Annotated in this window: 15 protein-coding genes and 1 pseudogene; all 16 read left to right on the top strand. The window is 29.4% G+C overall.

Going from position 1 to position 20,101, the window contains the following annotated elements; all coding sequences use genetic code 11:
* Positions 1-6 precede the first annotated feature (6 nt).
* Complete coding sequence (locus tag L3B98_RS21610) at positions 7-2,805, top strand: hypothetical protein (protein ID WP_238918212.1); 2,799 nt, start codon at positions 7-9, stop codon at positions 2,803-2,805.
* 14 nt (positions 2,806-2,819) lie between these two features.
* A complete protein-coding gene (locus L3B98_RS21615) occupies positions 2,820-3,182 on the top strand; it encodes a hypothetical protein (protein WP_238918213.1) in 363 nt (120 codons plus the stop codon).
* Between the two features lie 5 nt (positions 3,183-3,187).
* Positions 3,188-4,255 (top strand): hypothetical protein, encoded by a 1,068-nt coding sequence (locus tag L3B98_RS21620; protein WP_238918214.1) that lies wholly within the window; start codon positions 3,188-3,190, stop codon positions 4,253-4,255.
* Between the two features lie 10 nt (positions 4,256-4,265).
* Positions 4,266-5,567 carry a hypothetical protein gene (locus L3B98_RS21625; protein ID WP_238918215.1) on the top strand — a complete coding sequence of 434 codons (1,302 nt, stop codon included), beginning with the start codon at positions 4,266-4,268 and terminating at the stop codon, positions 5,565-5,567.
* 3 nt (positions 5,568-5,570) lie between these two features.
* On the top strand, positions 5,571-8,360 hold the full coding sequence (locus L3B98_RS21630) for a hypothetical protein (RefSeq protein ID WP_238918216.1): 2,790 nt from the start codon (positions 5,571-5,573) through the stop codon (positions 8,358-8,360).
* Positions 8,361-8,432: 72 nt separating this feature from the next.
* Positions 8,433-10,007 (top strand): hypothetical protein, encoded by a 1,575-nt coding sequence (locus tag L3B98_RS21635; RefSeq protein WP_238918217.1) that lies wholly within the window; start codon positions 8,433-8,435, stop codon positions 10,005-10,007.
* Positions 10,000-10,746 (top strand): hypothetical protein, encoded by a 747-nt coding sequence (locus tag L3B98_RS21640; protein ID WP_238918218.1) that lies wholly within the window; start codon positions 10,000-10,002, stop codon positions 10,744-10,746. The genes L3B98_RS21635 and L3B98_RS21640 overlap by 8 nt, the downstream gene beginning before the upstream one ends.
* Positions 10,747-13,083, top strand: a complete 2,337-nt coding sequence (locus L3B98_RS21645; RefSeq protein ID WP_238918219.1) for a phage tail protein — start codon at positions 10,747-10,749, stop codon at positions 13,081-13,083.
* 73 nt (positions 13,084-13,156) lie between these two features.
* Positions 13,157-13,969: a hypothetical protein gene (locus L3B98_RS21650; protein ID WP_015395892.1), complete on the top strand. Its 813-nt coding sequence runs from the start codon at positions 13,157-13,159 to the stop codon at positions 13,967-13,969.
* A gap of 139 nt (positions 13,970-14,108) precedes the next feature.
* Positions 14,109-15,461, top strand: a complete 1,353-nt coding sequence (locus tag L3B98_RS21655; protein ID WP_238918220.1) for a peptidoglycan-binding domain-containing protein — start codon at positions 14,109-14,111, stop codon at positions 15,459-15,461.
* Position 15,462: 1 nt separating this feature from the next.
* A complete protein-coding gene (locus L3B98_RS21660) occupies positions 15,463-16,233 on the top strand; it encodes an SH3 domain-containing protein (RefSeq protein WP_238918221.1) in 771 nt (256 codons plus the stop codon).
* A 2-nt stretch (positions 16,234-16,235) separates the two neighbouring features.
* The gene (locus L3B98_RS21665) at positions 16,236-17,357 is read left to right on the top strand and encodes a peptidoglycan-binding protein (protein ID WP_238918222.1); all 1,122 of its coding nucleotides are present in this window, start codon (positions 16,236-16,238) and stop codon (positions 17,355-17,357) included.
* Between the two features lie 44 nt (positions 17,358-17,401).
* The gene (locus tag L3B98_RS21670) at positions 17,402-17,980 is read left to right on the top strand and encodes a hypothetical protein (RefSeq protein WP_238918223.1); all 579 of its coding nucleotides are present in this window, start codon (positions 17,402-17,404) and stop codon (positions 17,978-17,980) included.
* 3 nt (positions 17,981-17,983) lie between these two features.
* The gene (locus L3B98_RS21675) at positions 17,984-18,694 is read left to right on the top strand and encodes a hypothetical protein (protein WP_238918224.1); all 711 of its coding nucleotides are present in this window, start codon (positions 17,984-17,986) and stop codon (positions 18,692-18,694) included.
* Positions 18,657-19,100: a hypothetical protein gene (locus tag L3B98_RS21680; protein WP_238918225.1), complete on the top strand. Its 444-nt coding sequence runs from the start codon at positions 18,657-18,659 to the stop codon at positions 19,098-19,100. The genes L3B98_RS21675 and L3B98_RS21680 overlap by 38 nt, the downstream gene beginning before the upstream one ends.
* A pseudogene (locus tag L3B98_RS21685) lies at positions 19,097-20,101 on the top strand (hypothetical protein); the annotation flags it as partial. The gene L3B98_RS21680 and the pseudogene L3B98_RS21685, both read left to right, overlap by 4 nt.

Here is a 20,101-nt window from a genome sequence, read left to right on the forward strand (position 1 = left end):
AAAAATATGAAAAGAGATTTATCCTTTAATATAGGACTTAAAAGGACTAATCAAGTATCTTTCAACATAGGGAGCGATAAAAAGCTCTCCCTATGTTGTACTATGGTAAATATTCCAGAAGAAGAAAAGCTAAAGATACAAAATGATTCAATTTTTGTAAGCAAAAAATATAAGGAAGTTAGTTTTAGTGATGCTTTAATTAATTTTATGGAAAATGGAAAACCATTATATATATATGATGAATTGTTTGTAAAAAAGTATTCAAAGGACATTTTTAATAGTAATCCATTAATAAATATGTCATTACCTTCATATAAAAAAGAATTAAAGATATATGAGCAGGAAAAAATGCTTTTTAGCCCATATAAATATGATGCTACTATGAAAAAACAAATAACTGCTAATGTTTCAAATAGGAGAAATCTTAACTTATATAAGGAAGAATTCGTCTTTAAAAAATTAATAGAAACTAATGATTTAAGCAGAGATCAGCAGATAGTAAGCAGAGGAAAGATAATATTCCAAACTATAAATACTATTGAAAGACTCAAAAAGTCTATAAGATATCATAGCTTAGATATACAAACTTTGCTAGGCATGTCTGTTAATTCAAAAAGTATGAATGATAGATTTTCTAATTATTTTCTAGATATAAAAAACAGATATATATTTTATTTAAATAATTGCTTTTTAAATATAGACAACAGAGAAATGTATTATTTAGATAACGAGTTTGTAAGTATAAATAATAGAGATCTATATTACTTGAAGGAGCAGTATACCATAGAAAAGCATGGGGTTAAAGCACAGGAATATTTAAAGAATTCTTTAATTTCAAAGGATATAAAGCCTTTAGAGCTTCAGTATAAAGATTATTATATATTTAAGTCTGGATCATTTTTAAAGCGTCAATATGAAGATTATTCAGTGTCTAAGGCAAGCTCATATTTAAAACGTCAATATGAAGATTATTTTGTAAATAAAAATATTATTGATGCATTTAGAGAATATAAATATTTCTATATAAATAAAGGCGATAAGTTTACAAATAGAGAGTATAGAGATATAAGTCTTTACAAATATAATGAGAGTATTCAAATAGATGACAGCATATTAAATGCTGCATTAGATGGAAGTGCTACTCAAATAAATGAAATTAACTATTTTGCAGCAAATGAAGACAAAAAAATGTATATTGATGATAAAAATTATTTTGTAACTACTGATTTAGACAGTATAAGAATGTATGATACTTTTGGTATTGGCACTTATGACAGAAATATCAGCTATATAGGTGATTTATTAAATTCTCATTTAGAAAATAAGAAACTTTATATGCTGGAGCATGAGTTTATGGGTAAAGATAATGAGGGTATAAACTTAGAAAATCATGAATTTGTTCATAAAGATAATGAGAGCATAAACTTAAAAGATAATGTATCGATGGTGGATCTTAATTCAAAAGGAATATTTAAAGATGATGATATATTAGGATTAAAAGTAGAAAAGCATTCAAGAATCATTGAAGATGAGTTGACTTTAAATAAGAAATTCAATGAAATGAAACATATGTCTGAGGAGTATTTCATTTATAAAAAAGAACTTAAATCAGAAACAAGCAAAAATCTTGAGCAGCCTAAAATTGATTATATTGTTAAAGAGGTACATGTAAATAAGTTTAAAGATAAGAAATCATTCAGAGATAACTATGAATTTGTATCAGTAATTAACTCCTATGAAGATTGGAATGAAGAAGTCAATAATGGGCTTATAGATGAGCTCTTGCTGCCTCATAAGGATTACAATTATACATCCTTTTTAAGAGAACTTATAGATAGTGATGGCAAGATAAAGCCAGAATATATAACTGATTATGATGCGAGCAGCATGAGATATACAGTTAAACTTCCAATTGAAAATCCAATTGAAGTTTATAACTATATAGGAAGAGATTATATTGATTTAGATGTAGGATTTTTAAAATATTTTATAACCTTACTTGAATCAAGATGGAAAGCAAGTATATATAAATATGCTGCAATGTATGCTGTAGATGTTTTAAGTGATATGATGGAATTTTTATATGATTTCTTTGAGAAAAAGTATCCTCATGATGAAGCAAAGATGAAAATGGCTGAAAGGTGTATACAACTTTTTAGATGGTATTCAGAAATGGCCATATTAAACAATTGCAAATATGAGGTAGAATTTGCAACAAAGAAGATAAGTGTTGATTATGCACATAAAAGCTTAAATGATTTTAATAATATGACAGTGCTTAATAATATGACTATCACTGATAATTATATATTAGAGCCTATAGATAAGACTCTTCCATGCAACATAACATTTGTAAATACTCATAAACAGCAAATTCCTAAGTTAGATTTACATTTTAAGCTATACAATTGTAATTCACAGAGCAGTATATTAATTACTGATAATGATAATAATGTTACAGAAACTATTTATGAACCAGGAATATATGAGTTAAATTTAGAATTAGAAAATAAAATAACTATTCAGTATGAGCCAACAGATATCAATCAAAGTATTGCAATATCAAGTGCAAGCATAGCAAATTATCCAACAAGAAACTTTACTGTAAGATATAAAGGAAAACTAGGAGATGTTAATCCTATTCTCAAAGATTTATTCAATAAGCTTTTACTTGTTACAGATGGAGAAAAAGCTACAGTAACAAATTTAGCACCTGCTACAATTGCAATATATAAGATGATTGAATATTTTGATTTACATCATACTGATAAATTAAAAGGTAAACGACTTACCATTAAAAAATAACGAGGTGAACTAAAATGGTTAAATATCAAGTTCAATTTAAGCCAATAAATACAGCTAATAATACTCCAATTACTAATACAAGTGCTTGGTCAGGAGTTGGATCAAGTACAGCTGCGGGAGATTATGATTGTGCCTTATATTATACAAGGACAAGCTGGCCAACAGATAGTGACTCCATATGGAGATATAATGGATGGGTTCAAGCAGCAAATTTTAGAAAGATACCACATTCTGTATGGGCAGTATTTTCGGTGGCGGATACAATTAAACAAGCTATGAAGATAGCAAAACCTTTAATGCAACAATATGGTGTTGATAATGTACAAATAGTTCAAGTAGTTCCAGCTTCTACTGAAATTGTATTTGAGGAACAATAACAGAGATGTCTAGTTTAGCTAAATCATCATCTGGATTACTATTTTCAGAAAAATTTGATGGCGATATATCTCTATTGTGGGATTTAAGCCCGAATAATCAAGATAGAGTCGTTCAAAATAACGACTCTATCTCTTTATTACAGGGAAATGAAAACATAGAATTATTAATACCAATACCTACTGAAAATCAGTATGTGGTACAGAGCAAAATAGCATATACTCCAGGATCACAAGATGACAAAGCTGGAATTTTGTTGAGGTCAGTAACGGATTCTGTAGTTAATTTCGAAGTCTGTGGTGATGATAGTATTATTTGTACAAATATGAAGACTTGTATAGATGAATATGGAATATTATATGCATATGCATCTTCAGATAATGGCACTACATGGAAAAATTATGGTAACACTAAACTTGTTAATATGAATAATTTAGGTTTCTATAACTATGGAAAAAATAAAGAATTAAAAATATATGATTGCATAATGTATAAAAATAATTATGTTACTTTTAATAATTTTGATAGAACAACATATATTAAGCTTTTTAAAGCTGGTGTAGAAATAACAAATGATTTTGATATTAAAAAATATAATACGAGAATCGTTTTAGACTGTATCGATAAGCTATTTCCGTTAAATAATATTGAAGTTAAAGTCTACAACAGAAGCGATAATAAAGAAATCGCAGCTCAGGTTTTTAATGAGATCTATGGTGGGGATATATACGAGTTTAATTATAATTTGGAATTCAAAATAAATAATGACATATTAGATTCAGAAAAAATGTACGATTTAGGGAAAATATCAAGTGATACAATTTTTAATTTAACTGTAACCAACAAAGAGCCTTACAGCATAATAGGGAAAAGTTTAAAGGTAACCTATCACTCCCTATTAAATAGAGCATATGAATATGTGGACATAGCAAAAGAAACTTCAGATAAATATTATAAATCAATAGAGGCTTCTTTTACTCCAGGGGAATCTAAAATATTTAAATTAAAAATAACTAAAGACGTACTATACTCTGAGATAAATAGTGATTATGAATTCTCAATTATATTGGAATAGGGTGATTTAAATGTCAATTAAGTTAAAAGTTACAGGAAAAGAAATCACAACAAATGCCCATTATCTTTTAGATGGATTAGATAAACCTAACCAACATCCAATATCAGCTATAATAGGACTTCAAGATGCTTTAGATAGTAAATATATAAAGCCAATAGGTGGAATTCCTGCCTCAGATTTAGCTGAAAAATATGTGTCTCAAAGTGCATTAGACAATCAAGCAGCAGTCATGCAGTCGCTATATGCTTCCTGCAAGATTTTAATAAGTAATAATACAGAAAATATATTTGAAAATACTACAAATATTAAAACTAATGAAGGTAATATAACTAAAATTAATACAGAATTAGATGAAATAAATAATAGATTAAATAGAGTTCCAGATAAAGATACTATTTTTAATGGAAGCAGCTCTATTCATCAGGAAAAATTTGAGGCTACAGATGATAATAAAGTATTTAAGACCACAATATTAGATACAGATTTAAAAGTTATAACACCGACAATAATTAAAGACAATGCATTATATAAAGGAAATTATACTGTAGATTACCCAGATGATACAACTTTAGAAATAAAGTTTGAGGAAAATGGAACCTATTTAATTAACTATATTTCAGGACCAGTAAGTAAAAGTGAATATGAGGTACTTTTAAATTATTTAAAGATTCTTGAAGATAAAATGCTTAAATATAGTTCTGGAAGTATAGTAAAGCCTGCTCATAATGTGCAATATGTCTATCATGAAACTAGCGGGAATATATTGCAGGAAATATATACAGGAAACATTAACAAAACTGTTAAATATGAGTATGACGGAAATGGGAATATATCTAAAAAAACAGTTATTCAGGATGATACTATAAAAACTGCAACTTATTCTTATGATGATAAGAGTAATCTTATAGGCATTGATGATACAGGAACTGACATTCCAATAGATGGGACAAGAGCTAAAAGCTTCACCTGCACTATAACCTATGATGATAATAGTAATGTTTTAAAGGAAGTTTATGCAGGGGATATAAATAAAACAATTGAATACACCTACAATAACTATTCGGATGTCCTAACAAAAACTGTTACAGAAGATGGTACAACTAAAAGTGCAAAGTATATTTATGATGAAAATAGAAAACTAATAGAAATAGTTGATAATGGTACTGAAGCTGTAGCAATCGTATTTTCAGATTCAAATGGAGCTGGTTCAAGTACAGGTGGAAATTCAGGAGAAGGATCAAGTGATTTCGAACCAATTGCAAAAGCCGATATTGATTTAATATTTAATACAATTTTTAAGGAGCTGGTGTAAAGAATGAGTGGATTTAATGTAGAAACATATGAAATATTCAAAAAGAAAAATAGTACTGCAAATGAGGCAAATTATGATAATCTGTCAAATAGGGTAACAGTATTAGAAAATAATTTAATGAGCATAAACAGCACCTTTACTTATGATTTTTCTAATGATGATTACATAGATTTTTATAAATCTACTGTAACTATGACTTCAAAGGGGATTATACCAAAACAGTACTTGAAAACAACTTTCATAGATTTTAATAAGGATGATAGTTATGTAGATTATGATAATTCTTCTGATATTAAATGGCAGGATAATAAAGTATCGTTAAGCAGTACTTCTGATTTAACAGGTACGTTAAGATTATCGTCTATTGATGTTGATAACGCTGTAGGAATGAGGTTTGACTGTGATTACAAGAATAAAGATACCATTTCATCAATATCTCCACAGGAAATAAGGAATAGTAATTTGTGGTTTGTATCTGAAGTAGATAATTTTGGAAGGCTTTGGGTATTGAGCTCAGAACAATTTAGTTATGGTGCTACTAATAAGGTCCATATGGTTATATATAATAAAGATATGACAGTATATAAATCATATGATTTAGCTAATAGTGCAGTATTTGATACAACTGATACTAATGCTAATTACCCAATTTTTGGCCCATGTGACATCAAATTTACAGAAGAAAATGTATGCATCCTTGTAACCAGATTACATAGCGGTGTTCAAAATGGATATGGTACTAACACGTGGACATCACCTATCGATACTGTGGTTTTAATAAATGAAAATGGGCAGACAAATAAGATAGGTTATTATCAAGGTTATTATTTGTATAATAATACTAGTTCTGGGCAACTTCACTCAATATATGGTGGTCAAAAACCTACCATATTGATAAAAGATGATATTATTTTTATATTAACAGGCTCATATTGTTTTCATCAATATGATTATTATAGTAATCAAGGGCGTGGTGGTGATAATAGAAACTTTATAGCTTATAAAATGACAGGTTCGTTATCGGAAAGTCTAACTAATATACAGCTGATAAAACAACAATATAATACATTGCCTTCAAACAATGATTGGTGGGATAACAACACATTACAATGTGTTAGTGGATTTAGCTCAAATGGATTCATACAAAATGGGTATTTCAATGTAATACTTAATGCTCATAAAAGTGCTTATACTCTTGCAAGTAGTGTATCTGTATCATCATTATATTCATTACAGCTTGGTATTGATGTTAATCAAAAAGTTTTTAATTGCCTTGCCAGTAACACAAGTTATGATTGGAGAGTGTTGAAAGATGCTGTATCAGACCCTGGTGTTATAAATAATACTCCAGCATTTAATGCTGTATATTATGGATCTAATGATAAACTATATATATTATCTAATTTTATTAATGATAAAACAGCAAATCTTAGAAGATATGATGTAAGTTGGGATAGTCGAACTGGCAGTTATTTAACAATAACTAATACAATAAATAATACTATTCAGTTAGAAACTTGTTCTCATAGTTTAGAGATAAGTAATTCCACAATATTAGATGTAAATAAGAATAATTATAACAAGTTTATGGAAGTTATAGAATTTGATAATCAACTACATTTATTTTACATGGCACCAACTAGTGATACTGTAACTAGATTATGCTTGAAATATATGGCGTTTGACATGGATTTAAATCAAACTATAGAAGAAACAATTCTTTGGCAGCAACAATTGGATACAGTAATGCTTCAAAAATTTGATATTAGTGTTTTTAATGGAGAATTATTAATATTATATTCTGTAGGAAATAATGCAGATTATACTGTTAATAATGCAAATTCAAAAATATACAGCATTAAAATAGGAAAAGTAACTTCGAATATAAAATTCTATTATTTAGATGATGTAAAAAGAATATGGACAAACATAAACAGCGGAGATGAAGCGAAGTTTGATGGTCCAGTATCTAAAATTACAATGAAAGCAGTTTTAGAATCTGACACTTATAACTGTTCTCCAACAATAAATAATATGACAATACAAACGTGGAATAATAATAATGGGGTATCAAGACAATCAGAATATTGTTCAAAAAGAATTGAGGAAGTTCAAGATGATGGAAAAGGTGTCTTAAGTGCAGATTATGAAGAAAATGATGGAGTTATAGATTGGTTTGTAAGCTATGATGGAGGAAATAATTATAATAAGATAAATTTAAATGAAGAATTTGTCTTTACCCATTTAGATGCACCAGATTTCAGAGTTAAAGCAGTAATGAGCGTTACAGATAATGCTAAAAAACTGCCTATTATTCATAGTTATACATTAAAGACAACTTCTTTAGTATTACATTCAGATTTAGAGGAAATACAAATAAATTTAATAAAGACAAATTTTAAAATAGATACTTATACAAAAGCATCTAAAAATGGATTAATGAAAATGACCATAGATACTTTATCAGATGAAAACTTTATTGATCAAAGCAATAGTAAGTATACTTTCTATAATTCCTATGGTTATGCAGGTGGAAATTATCTTCAAACAAAGCCAGAGGAAGTAAATGAAAAAGTAAAGAGCATATTATTATCAGTCGATGAAATATGTGAAAATCCTAATAGCAAAATAGTTTATTCTGCATCCGCAGATGGTGGAGCAACCTTTAAAGAAATAAAACCAAATGTTAAAACTCAGCTTACAAATACAAATTCAGAGAAGGATCAAATTGTTATGAAAGCTGTATTTTATGAAGGTGCTAAATTAAATGCATGGGGATGGGCATGGGATTAAAACATATTAAAGAAATCCCAATAGTGTTCTTGCTAAGTTTAAAAAGAAATCAATGGAAGGGGGTAAGAAGCTATGGCTGAAAAAACAAATAGTTATTATGGGAAAAAAATATTTTTACTTGGGACAGCAGATTTTGGACCAGTAAATTTGCCTATAAAGGTTTCATCAGCTAATCATGTGAAAAAGGTATTTGGCGAAAAGGGTAGTCTTTTAGATGCTTTTAGAGTCATTAAGGAAAGTGATCTTGAGTGCGAAGTTTTTATGGTTAAAGTAACAGGGAAACATTCAGAATTATACTTAAATATAAATTTGCCAAATAGTGAAATAGAGGAAAATGGCTTATATTTTAAAGCCCAATATGCAAATGAAATCTATAATGATGTACAAATTATCATTCGAGAGGATTCTCTTTATATAAGATATCCAACAGGTACCCTTGGAAACTATCATCTCCAATATAAATACAATGAAACTGATGAAAATGGTAATGATATTCGAGATGAAGCTGGAAATTTAATTTATAAAACCTTGTATGATTTAGTAGAGGAAATAAATGAAGACACAAGGCTTATGAATAGTTCAGTATACTGCTATTTATCTTGTGATCCAAAGACAATGGCTAATACTTCATTAGTTGGAGTAAATGAACAAAGCAACACCTTAAAGGGTGGTAACAGTGGAATATATTATAACAAAAATATGATCTACAATTGTTTGAGTGATACTTATAACATATTAGAAGGTATGAAAATAGATATAATAATCCCTGTAGACTGCTATTATGATGATACTTTCACTGATGATGCTGATGCTCTTGAAAAATATTTTGATTTAGAAAGAGAATATATTACCCTTAAAGATGCGGATACCAATGAATATTTAAGTTACTATAATCAACTTTTAGAGTTTTTAAGAAGGCAGCTTAGATTTGGATGTGTTACTCATGGAATTATGGGGATGAATCCAAACGGAAAGGTATTCTTGGATCAAGATAAATATTATTTAAAGTTGCAGTATTTAAAAAAATTAAATAATAAGAATAGCTTTTATGATAAATATAGACAACTAATAACCATATGTGTGGGAGATATATATACCACTTATGGAACAAGAGTGTATAATTCCTATATTTTATATGCCACATTAATTGCAAGTATTCAGGTAACAGAAAATACTACTAATAAACCACTTCCAAAGTCTTTTACAGTTTACAATGATTTTGATAATATGAGCCTGTCTAAAATAAGAGAACTTGGATTTACTGCCTTTAGATATAGTGCATTAAAAAGATCAGTAGTTGTTTCAAGCGGAGTAACTGCAAGTGATGACATAAACTTTAAATATTTGTGTAATATAAGAATGTGTCAGCTTGTAATGATTAGGGTTAATGAACTTTTATCTAAATATATTGGAGAAGATATTAATCATCTAATTAAAACTAAGAAAATACAAAGTGAGCTTTTAGATTTATTAGAGCATTTGATTGGTAAAAACATATTAAGGGGCTTTTCAATTAACAGTATGACGATTCCAGAAAAGGGGCATTTACTGCTAGATTTATCTTTTAAAACAGCATATATGACAGAAGGTATTAGAGCTTATGCAGGTCTTGCAGCTTATACAAGAGGAAGTGCAGAAAATGATTGATAATGATGAAATTTTTAATGGTGTTATGGAAAAATATTTTGATTTAAAAAGCAAAATAGGTGTTACAAAAGAAGACAACCAAACAGTAATTAATGAACAGATACCTGAAGATTTAACCTCAACAAGATTGTCTGCTGAAGGGAATATTAAAACAATTGATGAATTCGGCCAATTGTTAAGTAATATGTTAAATACAGCATGGGGCAGTGATTGGGGAAAAATTACTTCAGATATTGATAAACTAAATATTACAATGCCTTTAATAATCTATTCAACTAATCTTAGAGAAATAACAACAGGCTCAAACATAAAGCCTAAGCAGACAGAGACAATAAAGGAAGTTGTAGACGGCAAAGCTACTGGTGATGCGTTTATAGTTTACAGACAGTCTTTTGACTGCATAGTCGAATTCAACTTTTGCTGTGATAAAGCAAAAGGCTCAAGAGATCTCATGAATAGATTTGAAGAGACTATGCTGACTTATGCGGGCTATTTAAAAAAGAATGGAGTTAGGGAAATTTATTTTCTAAAAGAAATTCCAGCTCAAAATAGTCTAAATTATATGAGCAGCACACCTATGACATGTTTACATTATTTCCTTCGATTAGAAAGAAATAATACAGTAAGAGTGAGTACTATTAAAAGGATTGAAGACAAAATATATCTTGAAAGTACCCTCGCATCAGAAAAAAAATCTGATGTTATACAAAATAATATAACCTATAAGGGGGATATTTAAATGGCAACAAGCTTAGGAAATTTATATCCAAATTTACCTGGAATGCTAATCGAATTTAAGGATGGTGGATCTGCACTTAGATTTGAAAAAACAGATGCATCTACAGACAGTTTACTTCTTCTAGGAACTGCTGTTGATGGTCCAATAATGGAACCAGTAGCAGTAGATTATAAATCAGCTGAATTAATATTTGGTTCTGACACAGATTCAAATAATGTTCCAAATGGAGCAACACTCGTGCATGCCTTTAAGCAAGCATATGAGGCAGGATGCAGAGATATAAGATTAATGAGAATATCAGGCTCAAAAGCATCAACAGTTATACAAACTACTAGCGATTCAGTTACTAATACAAAAAGAATTGATGAAAATGAGATTGCTTATATTTCAGGAAATGATGCAACAGAAATAAGTTTACCAATAACAGCTGGTACAGCTTATGACAAAACTAGTTTAGAAGTATATGCAAAAGGTAGAAAAGTTGACGCTACTGCTTACACCTTGGATGACGCAAATAAAAAATTAAAATTAAATGCAAATGCATGTGATGCTGGAGCTTCTCTTGAAGTTAAGTATAAGGAAGTTAAAACTAATGCAAATACTGAAACTGTAACAGTTGAAGCTTTATCAAGCATTAAAAATGGCGTAGTATTAAGTAATAATGCTGATAAAATTGTCAGTGTAGCTAAAGCAGATGCTTCAAGTGTAACTTTATACAATTTAGATGGTGATAAAACTACTATTATAATTAGTGATACATCAGTAAAGGTTGGAGATGCTATAACAGTTCAATATGAAAGTTATACTTATGCAAGACATGATGTTAGAGCCACAGCTGCTACAAGCTTACAAGTAGTTGCTTTAAAAAATACAGCTGCCACAGGTTCAGAACCAGTATTATACATAGATAATGCAAAGGTTCTTGATCCTTCTGCTTATTCTTTTGATGCAGCAACAAATACTATAAAAATAATTAAAGAAAACTTTAAAATGAACCAAACAATTTCTGTAAGTTATTTTGTTCAAACTACAGCAAATGTTAATTCTTCAATTAAAATTCAATCAATTTTTGGTGGAGAAGTATATAACGAAGGAATTGTTGAAGTAAAAGATTTAATAAATTCTGATGGAAGTGTAATGGGGAAAAAAGTTATTATAACTAAACCTGAAAGTAAACAAACTTTATCAGAAGCACCACAGGTATATACTTCAATTGATTATCCTACTTTTGGATTATTAGCAGAAGCAATTACTGCTAATAATAATATATATGAAGCATATACAGAAGATGAAAATGAATTAACTGCTAATTTAGTAGTTTCAAGTTCATATTTATCAAATGGTGAAGATGGAACAGATTTAACTGCAGATGAATTATTTGAAGCTTTATCTGGTAAAAGAGATGGAAATGGATTTATTTTAGCTCAAGGAGCATATCAAATCCTTGAAAATTATCAAGTTGATCAAATTGTTCCAGTTGGCGTATATGCAGATGATAAATTAAGTGATAAAAATGCTAACTTTGCATATGAATTAGCTTTATATTGTGCAATATCATCTTACAGAAATAAAACAACAATAGGTGCAATACCTATGAAGCCAATTAAGGATACAACCTTAGCTAATATTCAAAAATATGCTAAGTATCTTGCAACATATGATAACACTTATTACATGTTAGATGAAGCTGGTTCTCCAATTAAGGATAGCGAAGGTAATAAATTTGATCTTGGTAAGTATATATCTGTTGTAGCAGGACCAAAGGTTTTGTTTAATCATTCAGTAAATGCTTTAAGAGAAGGAAATGCAGCAGTAATGTATATGGCATATACATCTACGCTAGCTTCTAAATCTGCACCTACTAACAAGAAAATGCTTGGTACTACAGGTCTTAAATTTAACTTCTCTAACAGTCAATTAAATGACATTATAGGAAATAGAATGGTTGCATTTCAATTGAAGTATTTAGAATCTGGAAATGCATCAGCAGGAGCATATGTAGTTGATGCACCAACAGCTGCAGCTAAAAACAGTGATTATGCAAGATTATCAACTGTAAGAGTAATAAGAGATGTTGCAGATGCTATGAGAGAAGTAGCAGATCCATATATTGGTGAAGCTAACACTATAGAAAAGAGAAATGCTTTATCAGCAGCAATAGCTAAGAGATTAGATTTACTTGTACAAAATGGAGTAATCCAAAAATACTCTTACAGCCTTGTAGCAACAGCTAAACAAGAAGTATTAGGTGAAGCAAGTCTTGAACTTGGAATTGTTCCACCACAAGAATTAAGAAAGATTACTACAGTAATAGGTCTTACTAGCTCACAAGCTTAATAAAAGCTAAAAGCTAAAAGCAAGGGGAGGTAATCCCTCCTCCTAAAGTAAATAGAAAAATGAGGTATGATATATGTCAAGTCCAAACATAAGCACAATGACATCATTTAGCGGAGCTGATTTAGTAGTAAGTTTTGCTAACCAAGTTGTAGGAGAACTACAACAAATTTCATGGGCTATTGAAAGAGAAAAAGCTCCAGTATTTACACTTGGAAGCTCAGATGCAAGAAGTTTTTCAAGAGGTAAACGTGGTATTGCAGGAAGTTTAGTATTTGCTGTATTTGATGAAGACAGCCTAGTAAATGCTCTTAAGAGAGTATGGGATAAAATAAGTCCTGCAGCTATGTTTACAGCAGCTGGAAATGTATCTGTAAATAATACAGAAAACTTTTTAAATGCAGTTGATATGCTAAGATGGAATATAACAGCAGAAGAAGCAATCAAAAATAATTTTGGTGGAGCCAATGGAAGCAGTGATTTTGGATATACTGGTACATCAAAAATTCAAGCAACTACAGTAAAAGGTTCTAATTCTAAACCAACATTAGACAGTAATAATGAAGTTTCAGGATGGACAGATTCAGAAACTAATGTAAGAGTGCCAGCTGGATTTTCTCCAATCAGAGGACAAAATGTATTATATGCTGATACATTACCTCCATTTGATGTAACTTTAACTTTTGGTAATGAATATGGTCAATGTGCATTCCAAAAGATCTATGATGTAGACATCTTAAATGAAAGCTCTGGTGCATCAGTAGATACTACAGTAATGTCTAGACAATTAACTTATATTGCTAGAAGAATTTCACCACTTGTTAAAGGTGTATATTTTAGAGATGAAAACGGTACTGTTTCAGGACAATCTGTTGTTAAAGTTTCTTAAGAAAAGTATTAAGGTACAATAAAGAAAATAATAGATAAATATCTTTATAGATTATTTTCTTTCTGGTGCTTAAAAAGATTGGCTCCTAGCCAATCTTTTTTTAGTAAGGCATATAATTAAGAGAAAAAGGAGATAGATGATGAGCAATTTAAATACTTTTTATAAAACTTTTTCTGGTTCTGATGCTGTTGCTTTCTTAATATTTCCTCAGTCAAAACCGATATTATTAGGCTCTTTAAGTACCATATCACATTCAGTATATAGAGAAAAGAAACCTGTTCCACTACTTGGAAAAATTAATACTGGTGGATATACAAGAGGTATGCGAAGCATTGCAGGAACAATGGTTTTTACTCTAGTAAATCAGCATTTAGTTGAGGATCTTAAGGAACAGATACCTTATTTAGAGGCTCATGGAAAGCTGAAAGCAGACGAATTACCGTTCTTTGATATTATGATTGTTTGCGCAAATGAGTATGGAGCAGCTTCACAACTATATATTTATGGTGCTGAATTTTATGAAGATGGCCAGGTAATATCAGTACAAGATATTTATATAGAAAATACTTTTAGCTTTGTAGCAAGAGATATAGATGATTTTTCAAGAATAAATCCAATAGTTCAAAGTGGAGCACTTGGAAGCAATTATACAGTAGAAACCTTGGTTGGCTATGCCTTTTCAAAAAGTGATTATGATGATTTATATAATAATTTAGCTTCAGCAAAAACCTCCTCTTATGGTAAATTGAAAGCAGCACAAACAGCCTTAAAGGCTGAAGGCTATGAGGTTGATTTAAATGGAATAGCTGATAATGAAACGGTACTTGCAATAAAGGATTTTCAGTCAAAAAATAAATTAAATGTCACAGGAGAATTAACAGATGCTACATATAGCCTATTGACTGACAAAGATAGTTTTCTTAAAGAGGCAGCAATGTCACAGTTGGACGATGTTTTGCAGAAGGTAATAATTCAAATACAAAATAAAAATGGAGCATATGTTTATTCAAATACAGATAAAGATAACATAATAGGAATAACAAAATATCTTGATGACTATATTGGCTATGATTGTGGTGAATTTATAAAGATAACTTTTTATGGTAATACAGGATATATTGCAAAGGAAGATACAAAAGCTCCTGCAAGTAGCCTTATTGTAAATTGTGATGAAAAAACTGAAAGTGGCAAGATGTACAGTTATTATATAGATGAATTTAATCCAGATTTAATAGGTGCATCTGTAAAGGTAAATAGTGATGTTGAATTTAGAATTTCTGCAATAGCATATTTTAAGAACAATGCTTCCACTTTTGCATGCAGATATTATAAGTTAAAAGCAGGAGACTCAAGGGAGCTTCTTTTAAGCTATTTATCAACTGCCTTTATATATAATATGGAAGAGAAAGCAATACCTTTGAAAGTGGATTTCATCATAACACCTATAGGTGGAACTAGTGTTAAATGGACTGTAAAGTTAAAGGAGAGATAATATGCCAGATACATCACCAAAAACTATAGCATTTAATAATGAAAGCAATAACAGAGAACATAATATATATACTGAAGAGTTCTTTGGAGGAGCTGATGTATTTATATATATTAATGATGAATTATATGAAGACATAAGTGCAGTTCAGTTTTCTGTAAGTGAAAATGTTAAACCTATTTATGGATATTCAAGCAGGAGATATGACGATTTAGCAATAGGAACAAGAATTGTACAAGGAGTTATTAAAGTACCTGTAAGAAATACAAATCCAAATAAGTATATAACCAATGATTATAAAGATATAAGAAATAAGAAATTAGTCAATACAAAAAGTACTAATGTGCCAAATTGGGTTTATAAATATACAACTGATAAGGATACGCTTGGATCGTCTAATATTGTGCCACAATACAAAGATGTGAAATCAAGCACTATAGCAGATGTTCAGCATAGGCTCGGAGTTGAAGTTACTGGTACAAATGATTTGGAAACTCAAAAGGCTGTAGCAGAATACAAAAAAGCAAATAGTTTGGAAGTTAACAGTAACATTGATATTGTTTTATTAAACAGATTAGATTTATCAGGGAAGAATGTAAAAATCACAACAGGTATTACAAAGTTACGATACAAACCTACAGAAGAATCACCAGCTTATTTTACAATACAGGCGAAAAATAAGGTTGTAATATTAAAGGATTTAGATGATGAATGGTATTATGTGCAAATTAATGAAGGTACAACAGGATATATAAAAAAGAGTGAGGTGATTTAGCTTTGGGTAAATATGAAAATATCGCAACACTATATACTGATACTTATTCAAGATTAGATTTTAGGGAAAAGGTACCCTATGATATTGGAATTCATGCTATTCAAACTGCCTTATATCTTCAGGATTATAATAATAAAGCAGATATTAATATAAATGATTTAGTCTTTGGATATTATGATGTTAATACTCAAAAGATGATTAAAAAATTTCAAATAATTAATAAAATGAAACCAGCTGAAGGTGTTTTAAATGAACCAACTTGGAATGCTATATTTGATGGTCTTGTATTAACTAAAGGTGTTGAATTAGATAAAACTGGAGAAAAAGAAGTAACCATAGTGGATAGTGATAATTTCTTAGATAGAAATTATCTTGTAAACCTAGATCCTGAACAAAAAAATAAAGATTATGATAATGATGGAAATGATAATAATCCTAATAGTGCTGGAGGTATTAATTTCAATAATGATGGAAATTATACCTTAAGTGATGACTTAAATGGAGAAAAGTATGGTGAAGATCTGCACAATTATATAACAGATATAAGAAATATTAGAGGTGGAGACATTATTGATGGCTACGTTACAGGAAATGGAGGATATGTATATTCAGGACCAGATGAATATGTTAGAGATGGCAGCATATCATCGATTGATCCTGGAGATTATAATCTTCTAGGTAAAAAAATAGTAGTTATGGGAAGCGATAACCTAACAGATGGAAATAACAGATGGAATGATTCAAGCATAAGCAGCTTAAATGATAATGACTACCAAAGAGATTATGACTTTATTTACAATCTTTTAGCAAATACTGCTTATTTTGGTGGCGGTTATATAAACCCCCTCCAAGAATCTAATTCGACTACAGATACTTTGGAAAATTACTCGGGTTCTTATGAACGTTCAAATAATAAGCCATTTTTCAGTCCAGATAATATGTCTTCCCTTAGAAGAAGTAAATTTGATATGACCATAGTTTATGGAGCTAAAGGAAAGAAAGCAAGAAAGCTAATAAAAGTAGTTCCAATGAGTGTGACTCAAGAAATGAATGCTAGTGGAGAGCCAATATATGACGTTTATGAATTTGTTGCAAGAGATGTTGTATATAGTGAAGATGATTAAAAATTAGAGAATATAATAAAAAAGTTTAGAGGAGGATTTTAATCATGGGTGGATTTAATGCAAGTGGAGAAGAATTAAGTGCAATGGCAGCAATGGCTAAAAAACAATTGATGAAACAAAACAAAGGGGATGCAGATGCGTCTTTTGACTATTCAAGGATTATGGAAGAATTTAATGAAGAAGAGGAAGTACAGAAAGAGGATGAATATAAACTAAACAATAATTTGAAGGAAAAGCCTTTGGAGAATACTATTACCTATGAAGAAACAAAAACACTTAATCCATATGATGAAGAAGTGTTTCCAGGAGGTCCTACAAAATCTCAAGTAGATTTATGGAAAAAGGAATGGGAAGGCTATGACATATACGTTATTGAACTTTTAGGTAAGTATTCCTTTGTATTTAGAACTTTAGGTAGATTTGAATATAAGCAGCTTGTAAGCTTTGTAGACATTAATTCTCTTCAAAGAGAAGAAAGTATATGCAATGCAGCAGTACTATGGCCAGAGAATTATGATTATAATGTAATGTCTTCTCAAAAGGCAGGAATAGCATCTACCTTGGCAGCAGTTATTATGGAGAAATCAGGCTTTACAGAAGATTATGTCATACAGGAGATATAACCTATGAAACTTTATGATATTCTTTCGATTAAAGAAAAATATAATGGCGAGAAATTAATATATATTAAATTTAATAATCGTGAATATTTATTTAGATTGATTTCAAGTTATGAATACAAAGAATGTAAAATGTTTGCAGAAGACAACTTTACCTTTAATGATGCCATATGTCAGCTAGCAATAGTATATCCAGAAAATATAGACTTTGCTAATCTTGGAATAGCAGGCTTTTCAGATTTTACAGCATCAGTCATTATAGATAAATCCATGATATTTGAGGATATAAGATTAACAGAAATTCTAGAGGAAAACCGCACAAACAATATGACCTTTATAAAAGAGTGTAAGCTTATTATTAAAGCTGCTTTTTCTGAATTATCTTTAAAGGAAATCAATGATATGTCTTATGTAAAAATGATGGAAATGACTGCTGATGCAGAAAAAATACTTTCTCTTAGAGGCTGTAGAAATAGTGATGGATCATTTATAAAAGTAGAATATGAAATAGATGAGGAAAAAATTAAAGAAGCTGAAAAGGAGCTTACAGATAAGGAACTATGGACAAAGGGAATTGATCCTATGCTTTATAATATTGATAAACTTCAGCTAAAAAAGCCTTTAATTGATGAACCATTTATAATGGGACCTAAATGGAATGACGAGGAGTTGAATAGGAATGTTGGAAGACAAATACTTAAAAAGCACTCAGATTAAAGATGCTCAAAATATTAAAAAACTGCTAAAGAAAAAACAAGTAAATGAGCCAATTATTCCTATAGAAAATATAGCTAAGTATTATAGAGATGATAAGCAAAGTAAAGAAATGAAGGTTAGATTAATACCAACTCAAGAGAATATAACACAAAATTACTCCGTTAAAAGTACAAATAAAGTTCAAAATAAAATTAATACTAATGAACTTATAAGTGTTTCAAATCAAATAAAAGGCCTTCAGGAGGCTAAATATAAACTGGAAAAAACCTTAAGTGAAGCAGGGTTTACAGATATAAATATAAATTTTAAATATGGCTCTACATCACCTGCAATAAATTTTAATGCTTATGAAAGCAATAAAGATAAATTTCAAAATAAAATAAAAGAAAGGCTGGGTACCTTATGAATATAAATTCTTTAGCTACAATAAAAAATGAAAAGAGTATATCTAAAATTCAATATGGAAAATACTTAGCTGAATCTACTTTTAAGGATATGTTTTCTTTAAATGAAATTATCAATCCTCTATTGAGCAAGGATTCTTTTTACAAGGTAAATGAACCTTTAAAACTTAAGCAAAAGGAAAAACTTTATTTTTCTAATGCTTATGACGATCTTTTAAGTTCTAATAGAGATGTTGTAATGGAAAAAGGGCATATTTATAAATTTAAAGCATACAAGATTACTTATAATAATTTAAAAGATATACAAGGGCAAGATAAAAATGAAATAATAAAAAACATGTATGAAAATAAGATTTTGTTAGAAATCATAGATTTATATGATTATTTAAAAGATGATATGTTACCAGATCATGAAGATTATTCTTCAGAACTTGGAGTTAAAATATATTACATCGTATTAGACAATGAAGAAGAATTAGAAAAATTCATGAATAAAATAATGACCTTAAGAGCTTCAAAGGAAGCTTTAAATAATGCGTTAGCTACTTCAAGGCAGGATATAAAAGAAAATGCCTTAAAGGAAAAAGAAGAGTGGACTAGCCTAATCAGCTCAGGATATAAAAGTTTTAAATTATATACTGATGCATATGAAAGTTTTAATAAATTTAAATATGAAAATAATTATACTGAAGACTTAAAGACCTTCCTAAAAAATGCAAAAGAGGATGAAATAAAAAAAGTCATACCAGAATTAATAAATACAGAAGGCAATCTAGTTAAGGATAGAGTGGGCTGCTTTATAAATTTATATGAAGATATAGATAAAAATAAGAATTATTATAAGATCCTTAAAGATGCTGTAGAAAGTAAAACTAAAGAATACTTAGGTGATTTTAATTCTAAGGAAGCTAAAGAGGAAGCTTATGAGAATTTAAAGACAAAAGCTTTATATATGGCAAAGGATAATTTAGAGGAGTATATTTTATCAAGTTTAAAGAGCAGA

It is taken from the genome of Clostridium sp. YIM B02555 (assembly GCF_022320955.1).
GTDB lineage: Bacteria > Bacillota > Clostridia > Clostridiales > Clostridiaceae > Clostridium > Clostridium saccharoperbutylacetonicum.